Genomic DNA, 9,485 nt, shown 5'->3' with positions numbered 1-9,485 from the left:
CCTGCGCTTCGACTTTATCCAGCACCTCGCCGATGTTCGAGCGCTCGAAACGCAGCCCGAGGCTTTCGCGCTTGAACTGCGCACCGTCCATGCCGCGCCCGGCGTAGCGTGCCTGACCGTCGCCCTTGCCGGCGGTCAGCTCCAGCAAGGTATCGGCGTCCGGCGTCCAGCCGAGGGTGACGTCGCCATTCCATTTGTCATAGCGCGACGGCACGGTGTCGTTGTTGCCGTCGCGGTAATCGTCCGAATGGGCAGTGTTGCCGATCACCCGTACATAACCCAGCGGTCCGCCAGCGGCGGCGTCCACCACTTTGTCGAAACGGCCGTTGGAGCCGGCCAGCACACTGGCGTTGACCCGGGTGCCGAGCTCGCCGAACTGCTCCGGCTCGCGCTCGAACAGCACGGTCCCGGCCGAGGCGCCGGGGCCCCAGAGCACGGTTTGCGGGCCTTTGATCACGGTGAGCTTGTCGTAGGTTTCCGGCGAAATGTAGGACGTCGGCGCGTCCATCCGCCCCGGGCAAGCGCCCAAGAGCATGCTGCCGTTGGTGAGGATGTTCAGCCGCGAGCCGAACATGCCGCGCAGCACCGGGTCGCCGTTGGTCCCGCCGTTGCGCACCAGGGCGAAGCCGGGAATGGTCTTGAGGTAGTCGCCGCCATCGCTGGCCGGCACCGGTTGGCGCGGGTCCTTGGGGTTGGTGACGACGGTCAGGGGCGAGCTGGGGGCGATGGCCGTAATCACCGTCGGGCTCAGTTCTTCTAGCGGGTGGTCGTGATTATCGTGCTCATCGGCCAGCGCGAGCGGAGTGAGTAGCAGGCCGCACAGTGCGGCAACGGTGTGGCGCGAACGAACCCGTGGCGCGTTCAAGGGGCAGCGAACCTGGGCAGCGCCCAAAGCGATGCCAGCAGAAAACCTGGACATGATAATTCCATCGAACAGACGTAGACGACACGGTCGGGCAGCCTGGGGCTGTCTTTTGCGACCGGTTGAGTATGTGTCGGGAGCTACGCTGCGAAGGGCGGTGCGCGGGTGCGGGCACCTGGGAAGAACGCGGTCCGGGCATGGCCCAGGCGTGGGGAAGGGCTGGTGTAGGTGTTGGTGTGGGGGGCGTCGAAAACGGCGAAGGTATGACCGCCGGGCAGCGCCGGGCAGTTGAACAGCAGGCTGCAATAGCCGCATTTTTCCCAAAGCGCATGATGTTCGCTCTGGGGCGGGCAGTGTTCGGCGGCAGGCCCTTCGTGCGCCGCCATGTCCATGCTCATGTCCATGCTCATCGGCATGTCCATGGACATGTGTTGATCCATCGGCATCGACTGGGAAACCAGCGGACCGATGAAGATCATCAGCATGGCGAACAGGCTGATCCAGCTACCGCGGGTCAGGCTCATGGGCTGACGGCTGCGGTGGGTGGACAGGCTGGCGCGACGAGGTTGCATGGGCGGCTACGCCTTACTGGCCGTGCACATGCGTCTTGGTGCCGTCGGGTGCTTTTTTCTGCACCGCGACATCGACCGTGACATCCCCGGCCTTCTCGAAATGCAGGGTCATGGGGAAACGTTTGCCGTCGCTGAGCAGGCTGCGGTCCTTCAGGTCCAACAGCATCACGTGATAGGCCATTGGCGCGAAGGTGACGGTCGCACCGGGGGCGATGGCTACGACAGGCACCGGCTGCATCTTCATCAGGTCGTTTTGCATCACGTGCTCATGGAGCTCGGCCTTGCCGGCAATCGGCGAGTCGACGCTGAGCAGTTTGTCCTCGTCGTTGCCACTGTTGTGAATCACGAAATACGCGGCGACGGTCGGCGCGTTGGGCGGCAATTCCTGGGACCACGGATGAGCGATCTCAAGCTCGCCTGCCTTGTATTGGTGAGCTTGGGCGAAGCCGACGGGAAGCAATAGGGCGGCCAGCAGGATAAGTCTGTTCAACATGGCAATTCTCCGGAACGATTCAGGGGCGCAGGTTTATGCGGGAAGAATCAGGCCAGAGGCGAGGCGCGGGGATTGAGGCTGGGCCATTGCTGGCGCGGGGTGGGGCTGTCGAGTTGTGAATGGACGGCATTGCGATGGGCCCGTTGTGCATCCAGATACAACTGCGGAGCATGCCCGGCGAGCGCCACCAATGGCGCCGGACCTGAGCAGCACCAGCAATGCTGCATGGTCGAGTGAGTGTCTTTCTGTGGCGAGCCTTGTTCGAATTTGCCCAGCGAAACAGCCATCATTTTCGTGCCGCTGGAGGAGCAGAAGCTGCCCCAGAGTATCTGTTCGGCGGGCAAATTAGCAGTCGCGCTCCCGTTGTTGGAAAGCGGCATGGCAAGCATGTTGAACAGCACTGCGAAGCAGGCGATCCAGGCAAATGCAAGCCGTTGTCGGGGCATGGGGCAATCCGCTCGGTTGGGCGATCAGGTGGCGGTATTTAGCCTGATCGGGGGGCAGAAGTAAAAAGGCCACGTGCGGTGTAGGGTCGCAGGGCTTGTGTTAACAGTAGCAGTAGATTTTTCAGGCTGGTTAACGGACACACGATCATTGCGCTACGGGAGGAAAGCCATCGCTTGTCAAATGGCGGTCGTATGTAGCCTCAGGCCCAAAGCTTTCATGACCTTCATGATGGTCGTGAATTCTGGATTGCCCGTACTTCCCAATGCTTTGTAAAGGCTCTCCCGGCCCAAGCCTGCATCACGGGCAATCTGCGTCATGCCTTTTGCCCTGGCTATGTCGTTAAGAGCTGCTCGAACCAGTACGCCGTCCCCAGCGTCTTCTTCGAAACAGGCATCCAGATAAGCAGCCATTTCCTCAGGTGTCTGGAGGTAGGTGGCTGCATCGAAACGCGTGAATACTTCGGTCATGATTCACTCCTCATTGCCCATGGTTTGCGCCATTTGAACAGCGCGCGCGATGTCCCGTTTCTGAGTTGATTTTTCGCCTCCTACAAGCAGCAAATAAAGTACGGAGCCTCGACGGGAGAAATAAACTCTGTAGCCCGGACCTGAGTGAACGCGCATCTCATACACTGCGTTGCCCACCGGCTCGCAATCACCAAAATTTCCATGCTCTGCAGATCGAAGCCTGGCAATGATGCGAGCTTTCCCAGAGATATCCTTCAACCCGTTAAGCCAGCTTGAAAATACTTGGGATTGTTCAAATTCGATCATTCGGATCGTATCCCTTGGGATACATGTTGGCAAGCAGCACTTTCGTCGGCGCGAGAAGGGTCGCTCGCGCTTAATGACTACCACGCGCTGCGGAGGGCATTACGAGAGAGGAAATATAGAATTGAACGTCTTGGACGAGACAGTCGGCTCCGTCTCGAAAAGTTGTCGGAAATGTCGCGCGGATGTGTTGAATCTAGAACCCGTTTGGTACGGATAAAGCGTCCAGCACTTCATTGGTTACCTCAAACTCCCGATCCACCCGCGCCAGCACCGGCCGCTTCAACACCAACACCGGCACCCCGCGCTCCCGCGCCACGTCCAGTTTCGGCTCAGTCGCCGTGCTGCCACTGTTCTTGCTGACCAGCACATCAATCCGCTGCCGTTCGAACAGCTCACGCTCGCCCTCGATGTGAAACGGCCCACGGGCGCCAATCACTTCGCAGCGCTCATTGCCGGGGTAAACCTCCAGCGCCCGCAAGGTCCAGAATTGCTCTGGTGGAATTTCATCCAGGTGTTGCAGCGGCTCGCGCCCGAGGGTGAACAAGGGGCGGTGGAAGGGTTGCAGGGCCTGGATCAGTTCGCTCCAGTCGGCCACTTCGCGCCAGTCATCGCCGGCCTGGGGTTGCCAGGCCGGACGGCGCAGACCCCAGCAGGGGATGGCGCAGGCGCGGGCGGCTTGGGCCGCGTTGTGGCTGATTTGCGCGGCGTAGGGGTGGGTTGCATCCAATAGCAGGTCGATGCCCTCGGCGCGGATGAATTGCGCCAGCCCTTCGGCGCCGCCGTAGCCGCCGACGCGCACCTGGCAGCTCAGGTCGGTGGGGACGCGACCGATGCCGGCCAGGCTGTAGATGTGCTGGGGGCCGAGGGTGCGGGCGATGGCCAGGGCTTCGGTGACGCCACCGAGCAGCAGGATGCGTTTCATTTCAAGGCTCTTCATGACAAGGCTCCCGCGTGGCCGACAATCCCACCCTGGCGGTCGATGGCGAAGACTTCGACCTGGACCTGGGCCGGCACCACGCTGCGGGCGAAGGCCAGCGCGTGTTCGCACACTGCGTCACCGAGGGCGATGCCGGCGGCGCCGGCCATTGCCAAGGCTTGCTGGCTGGTGTTGGCCTGGCGAATGTCTTGCTGCAAACGTTCGTCGGCACCGATCGCGGCAGCCCATTCGGCCAGTTGCGGCAGGTCGATGCTCGAGTGGCGGCTGTGCAGGTCCATATGGCCGGCGGCGAGTTTGCTGATCTTGCCAAAGCCCCCGCAGAGGCTGAGTTTTTCCACCGGCACCTTGCGCACATGCTTGAGCACGGCGCCGACGAAGTCACCCATTTCGATCAGGGCGATTTCCGGCAGGTTGTAGACCCGGCGCATGGTGTCTTCGCTGGCATTGCCGGTGCAGGCGGCGATGTGCAGGTAGCCGTTGGTCTTCGCCACGTCGATGCCCTGGTGGATCGAGGCGATGTAGGCCGCGCAGGAAAACGGCCGGACGATGCCGCTGGTGCCGAGGATCGACAGGCCGCCGAGGATGCCCAGTCGCGGATTCATGGTTTTCAACGCCAGGGCTTCGCCGCCCTCGACATTGACCGTGACTTCGAAACCACCGGTGTAGCCGCTTTCCTCGGCCAAGCGGCCGAGGTGATCGTTGATCATCTGGCGTGGCACCGGGTTGATTGCCGGCTCACCGACGCCCAGCACCAATCCCGGCCGTGTCACTGTGCCCACGCCGCGTCCGGCGACGAAGCGCACGCCGGGCTCGACGGTCAAGCGCACCTGGGAAAACAACAGGGCGCCGTGGGTCACGTCCGGGTCATCGCCGGCGTCCTTGATCGTCCCAGCCTCGGCGCCTTGCTCGGTCAATCGGCAGAACTCCAGGCGCATCTGCACGTGCTTGCCCTTGGGCAAGACGATTTCAACGGCATCGGCCTCGGTGCCGCGCAGCAGCAAGCGGGCCGCCGCCAGGCTGGTGGCGGTGGCGCAACTGCCGGTGGTCAGGCCGCTGCGCAGGGGCGCGGGTTGTTCGGCGGTTTCGTCACGCATCGAGGGGCTTCGCCAGGTCCAGCAAGGTGATCGGCAAGGCCTGGCGCCAGGTGTCGAACTCGCCCAATGGCTGGGCTTGGGCGATGTGAATGCGGGTCAGCTCACCGCCGTGAAGTTCGCGCCAGTGCATGAGGGTCATTTCGCTTTGCAGGGTCACAGCATTGGCGACCAACCGACCGCCGGGCTTGAGTCGGGCCCAGCAGGCGTCGAGCACGCCTTCGCGGGTGACGCCACCACCGATGAACACCGCGTCCGGCCGTTCGAGGCTTTCCAACGCCTGCGGGGCGCTGCCGCGAATCAGTTGCAGGCCCGGCACGCCGAGGGTGTCGCGGTTGCGTTCGATCAGGCCTTGGCGGCCTTCATCGGCTTCGATGGCCAGGGCCCGGCAGCTGGGGTGCGCGCGCATCCATTCGATGCCGATGGAGCCGCTGCCCGCGCCGACATCCCACAGCAGCTCGCCGGGTGTGGGGGCGAGACGGGCCAGGGTGATGGCGCGCACGTCGCGTTTGGTCAATTGGCCGTCATGCTCGAATGCGGTGTCCGGCAGGCCGGCCAGGCGTGAGAGGGCGCGCGTCGACGGTTCGGCGCGGCATTCGATGGCGATCAGGTTCAGGTCGGCGACGGGTTCATCGGACCACTGTGTCGCGGTGTTTTCGATCCGTCGTTCGGTAGCACCACCCAGATGCTCCAGGATAGTCATGACACTCGAGCCGAATCCCCGCTCACGCAGCAACGTCGCCACGGCGGCAGGGGTCTGGCGATCATTGCTCAACAACAACAGTCTGACGCCTGTGGATAAATGCACATTCAGCGCCGCCAGGGGACGCGCCACCAGCGACAGCGTGACCACGTCCTGCAGCGGCCAGCCCATGCGCGCCGCGGCCAGTGAACAGGAGGATGGCGCGGGGATGATCAACATTTGATCGCTGGGCACCTGTCTGGCCAGGCTCGCGCCGACGCCATAGAACATCGGATCCCCACTGGCCAGCACGCACACCGGTTCGCCCTGGCAGGCAAGCAGCGGTTCCAGGGAGAACGGGCTGGGCCACAATTCCCTTTCGCCACGGATACACAGCGGCAGCAAATCCAACTGGCGAGCGCTGCCCAGGATCCGCGACGCCCGCAGCAATGCATGGCGAGCCGTTCGGCCCAGGCCCTTGAAGCCGTCTTCACCGATGCCCACTACGGTCAGCCAGGGGGTCATCTCTGTTCCTCGAATGAATAGGTTGGATCGGCGCGCCGATAGCGTCCCCGAACGGGCCGCCATCATACCGCGCTCCGGTGGATCAGGCGTGACCCATCCCCTGTGGGAGCGAGCTTGCTCGCGATAGCGGTCTGCCTGAAAAAGTGATGTCGAGTGTAACGCCGTCATCGCGAGCAAGCTCGCTCCCACAGGGCGGATTTGTGATGGATACAGGATTTGTGTGTCCACCGTCAGCATTCCGACCAGCACCCCCGGCAAAGCAGGCATAATGACGGCCCCTCGCCGTCGTGGCGTTTCTTATCTGCCGGTCCTGCCTTGAACGAACATCCATCCTCAAACGTCATTCGCCCCTCCGGTTGCCCGGGGTTGCTGCGTGTCGTCCAGGCGCTGGACGGAGGGATCTGTCGGATCAAGCTCGATGGTGGTTCCATCCGGGCGGATCAGGCCGAGGCCGTGGCCTCGGTGGCCGAGCGGTTCGCCGGTGGCGTGATCGAGGCGACCAACCGGGCCAACCTGCAAATCCGTGGGATCGGCCCTGGGCATGACGCGCTGATCGAGCCATTGCTGGCTGCCGGGCTTGGTCCTCGCAAACCGTCCGGCGATGACGTGCGCAACCTGATGCTCAGCCCTTCGGCGGGAATCGACCGGCAGAGGTTGTTCGACACCCGTCCATTGGCCGGGCAGATCCTCGTCACCCTGCAAAGCCACGAACGTTTCCATGAGTTGTCGGCCAAGTTCGCCGTGCAACTGGACGGTGGGGAAGCGCTGGCGATGCTCGAACATCACCACGACCTCTGGCTGTCGGCCCTGGTCCGCGACGGCGAGCTTTGGTTGGCCTTCGGCTTGGCCGGCACCCCGCTGGACAAAGCGGCGGGCCGGGTGCCCCTGGCCCAAGGGCACGCCTTGGTGGTGGCGGTACTTGAGGTGTTTCTGGACTTGGCGCGTCCGGACCAGATCCGCATGCGTGACCTGCTGGCCGAACTCCCCATGGATGAATTCATGGCCCGGCTGGCCGACCGTGTACCCCTGCAAGCTTGCCCGGATTGGCAGCGAAATACGTCCATCGATGGGCTGCACCTCGGCGTCCATTCCCAGCACGACGACCGCGTCTATGTCGGCGCGGCGGCGGCCCTTGGCCGGCTCGACGCCGCAATGCTGCTAGGCGCGGCGCAGTTGGCGCGGGAGAAGGGCGACGGCAGCCTTCGTTTCACGCCCTGGCAGAGCCTGTTGCTGCCCAACGTGCACCGCGAATATGCCGATGAAGTGTTGGCGCGGCTTGAAGAACTGGGATTTCCAGGTTCGAGTGACCAGGCCCTTGCGCAACTCATCGCCTGCACCGGCTCCAGTGGCTGTGGCAAAGCCCTCGCCGACACCAAGGCCGACGCCCGCCGACTGGCCGAGCGACTGCAACGCCGTGGCCAGGCATTGAAGATCCATTTTTCCGGCTGCCCGCGCTCTTGCGCGGCGGCCCATGTCGCGCCCGTCACCTTGCTGGCGGTCGCCCCCGGTCGTTACGACCTGTATTTTCGCGATGCGACGCTGCCGGGTTTCGGCGCGTTGCAGGCACACAATCTGACTATCGAAGCGCTCGACCACTGGCTCGACGCTCATCCCCGGAGCCCCCTTGATGCTTGATTACATCCGCGACGGTCAGGAGATCTATCGCAACTCCTTCGCGATCATCCGCGCCGAAGCCAACCTGGCGCGCATTCCGGCCGACCTGGAGAAACTCGCAGTGCGGGTGATCCACGCCTGCGGCATGGTCGAGGCTATCGACGGCCTGCAGTTTTCCGAAGGCGCGGGCACGGCTGGTCGCCTGGCACTGGCCGCCGGTGCGCCGATCCTGTGCGACGCGCGGATGGTGTCCGAGGGTGTGACCCGGGCCCGTTTGCCGGCCAATAATGAGGTGATCTGCACCTTGCGCGACGACAGTGTGCCGGCGTTGGCCCGCGAGCTGGGCAACACCCGCTCGGCGGCGGCGCTGGAACTGTGGCGTCCGCATCTGGAAGGCAGCGTGGTGGTTATCGGCAACGCGCCGACGGCGCTGTTCTACCTGTTGGAAATGCTCGATGCCGGTGCACCGAAACCGGCCCTGATCCTCGGCTTCCCGGTGGGCTTTGTCGGCGCCGCCGAATCCAAGGCCGCGCTGGCGGCCGACAGCCGTGGCGTACCGTTCGTGATCATGCAAGGCCGCCTGGGCGGTAGCGCCATGGCCGCCGCCGCCGTCAACGCCCTCGCCACGGAGATTGAATGATGCTGCAGCCTGGACGTCTGATCGGCCTCGGCGTGGGCCCCGGTGACCCGGAACTGATTACGGTCAAGGCCCTGCGCCTGCTGCGCGAGTCGCCCGTGGTGGCGTACTTCGTCGCCAAGGGCAAGAAGGGCAACGCCTTCGGCATCATCGAAGCCCATTTGCAGGATGTGCAGACGTTGCTGCCGCTGGTCTATCCGGTCACTACCGAGGTGCTGCCGGCGCCGTTGTCCTATGAAGAAGTGATCGCCGATTTCTATGACACCGCCGCCGAGCAGTTGGCCGTGCACCTGGACGCTGGGCGTGACGTGGCGGTGATTTGCGAAGGCGATCCGTTCTTCTACGGCTCCTACATGTACCTGCACGATCGTTTGGCCGAGCGCTACGATGCCGAAGTCATCCCGGGCGTGTGTTCGATGCTCGGTGGTGCCTCGGTGCTGGGTGCGCCGCTGGTCTATCGCAACCAGAGCCTGTCGGTGCTTTCAGGCGTATTGCCCCACGAAGAACTCAAGCGCCGCCTGGCCGACGCGGACGCAGCGGTCATCATGAAACTGGGGCGCAACTTTCCCAAGGTTCGCCAAGTGCTTCAGGAGCTGGGCATGGACGGACGGGCGCTGTACGTCGAACGGGCGACCATGGCCAACCAGAAAATCGTGCCGTTGGATGAAGTCGAGCCGATGTCTTCGCCGTACTTCTCGCTGATCATCGTGCCGGGCGAACGGTGGCAGGGATGATTTCAACGGTTCCGGCAATTGTCATCCTTGGCCAGGGCAGCCTGGCGACGGCCCGGCGAATCCAGCAGTGTTATCCCGACGCCTTGATCCACGGCCTCGCCGGCCGGGTCGAGGGCAG

The 9,485-nt window shown here is 63.7% G+C and carries 13 protein-coding genes; 4 read left to right on the top strand and 9 right to left on the bottom strand.

Annotated elements, in window-relative coordinates:
* The 9 genes from OC610_RS14420 to cbiE form a co-directional block, all read right to left on the bottom strand.
* Nucleotides 1–919, bottom strand: a 919-nt coding sequence (locus OC610_RS14420; RefSeq protein ID WP_264428572.1) for a TonB-dependent receptor plug domain-containing protein, incomplete at its 3' end; no start/stop codon positions are given.
* A gap of 83 nt (nucleotides 920–1,002) precedes the next feature.
* Nucleotides 1,003–1,434, bottom strand: coding sequence for a DUF2946 domain-containing protein (locus OC610_RS14415; RefSeq protein ID WP_408636590.1), 432 nt, complete (start codon nucleotides 1,432–1,434; stop codon nucleotides 1,003–1,005).
* Nucleotides 1,435–1,447: 13 nt separating this feature from the next.
* Nucleotides 1,448–1,927, bottom strand: a complete 480-nt coding sequence (locus tag OC610_RS14410) for a copper chaperone PCu(A)C (RefSeq protein WP_264428570.1) — start codon at nucleotides 1,925–1,927, stop codon at nucleotides 1,448–1,450.
* 47 nt (nucleotides 1,928–1,974) lie between these two features.
* A complete protein-coding gene (locus tag OC610_RS14405) occupies nucleotides 1,975–2,373 on the bottom strand; it encodes a DUF2946 domain-containing protein (RefSeq protein ID WP_264428569.1) in 399 nt (132 codons plus the stop codon).
* A 177-nt stretch (nucleotides 2,374–2,550) separates the two neighbouring features.
* Nucleotides 2,551–2,841 carry an addiction module antidote protein gene (locus OC610_RS14400; RefSeq protein WP_264428568.1) on the bottom strand — a complete coding sequence of 97 codons (291 nt, stop codon included), beginning with the start codon at nucleotides 2,839–2,841 and terminating at the stop codon, nucleotides 2,551–2,553.
* A gap of 3 nt (nucleotides 2,842–2,844) precedes the next feature.
* Nucleotides 2,845–3,147, bottom strand: a complete 303-nt coding sequence (locus OC610_RS14395; protein ID WP_264428566.1) for a type II toxin-antitoxin system RelE/ParE family toxin — start codon at nucleotides 3,145–3,147, stop codon at nucleotides 2,845–2,847.
* A gap of 193 nt (nucleotides 3,148–3,340) precedes the next feature.
* Nucleotides 3,341–4,069, bottom strand: coding sequence for a cobalt-precorrin-6A reductase (locus OC610_RS14390; RefSeq protein ID WP_264428574.1), 729 nt, complete (start codon nucleotides 4,067–4,069; stop codon nucleotides 3,341–3,343).
* An 11-nt stretch (nucleotides 4,070–4,080) separates the two neighbouring features.
* Complete coding sequence (locus OC610_RS14385; RefSeq protein ID WP_264428564.1) at nucleotides 4,081–5,178, bottom strand: cobalt-precorrin-5B (C(1))-methyltransferase; 1,098 nt, start codon at nucleotides 5,176–5,178, stop codon at nucleotides 4,081–4,083.
* Nucleotides 5,171–6,382: a precorrin-6y C5,15-methyltransferase (decarboxylating) subunit CbiE gene (gene cbiE, locus OC610_RS14380; protein ID WP_264428562.1), complete on the bottom strand. Its 1,212-nt coding sequence runs from the start codon at nucleotides 6,380–6,382 to the stop codon at nucleotides 5,171–5,173. Before cbiE ends, OC610_RS14385 begins: the two co-directional genes overlap by 8 nt.
* A gap of 315 nt (nucleotides 6,383–6,697) precedes the next feature.
* On the opposite strand from cbiE, the gene cobG reads away from it, so the two are divergent.
* The 4 genes from cobG to OC610_RS14360 form a co-directional block, all read left to right on the top strand.
* Entirely contained in the window at nucleotides 6,698–8,017 is a 1,320-nt protein-coding gene (cobG, locus tag OC610_RS14375; protein WP_264428561.1) for a precorrin-3B synthase, read from the top strand.
* Nucleotides 8,010–8,636 (top strand): precorrin-8X methylmutase, encoded by a 627-nt coding sequence (locus OC610_RS14370; protein ID WP_264428558.1) that lies wholly within the window; start codon nucleotides 8,010–8,012, stop codon nucleotides 8,634–8,636. The genes cobG and OC610_RS14370 overlap by 8 nt, the downstream gene beginning before the upstream one ends.
* A complete protein-coding gene (locus OC610_RS14365; protein WP_264428556.1) occupies nucleotides 8,633–9,367 on the top strand; it encodes a precorrin-2 C(20)-methyltransferase in 735 nt (244 codons plus the stop codon). The genes OC610_RS14370 and OC610_RS14365 overlap by 4 nt, the downstream gene beginning before the upstream one ends.
* On the top strand, nucleotides 9,364–9,485 hold a 122-nt coding region (locus OC610_RS14360; RefSeq protein WP_264428573.1), incomplete at its 3' end, for a hypothetical protein. The genes OC610_RS14365 and OC610_RS14360, both read left to right, overlap by 4 nt.

It is taken from the genome of Pseudomonas agronomica, assembly GCF_025917275.1.
In the GTDB taxonomy this organism is placed as follows: domain Bacteria; phylum Pseudomonadota; class Gammaproteobacteria; order Pseudomonadales; family Pseudomonadaceae; genus Aquipseudomonas; species Aquipseudomonas agronomica.
Note: the sequence above shows the minus strand (reverse complement) of the source record. Positions and strands in the feature narration are given on the sequence as shown.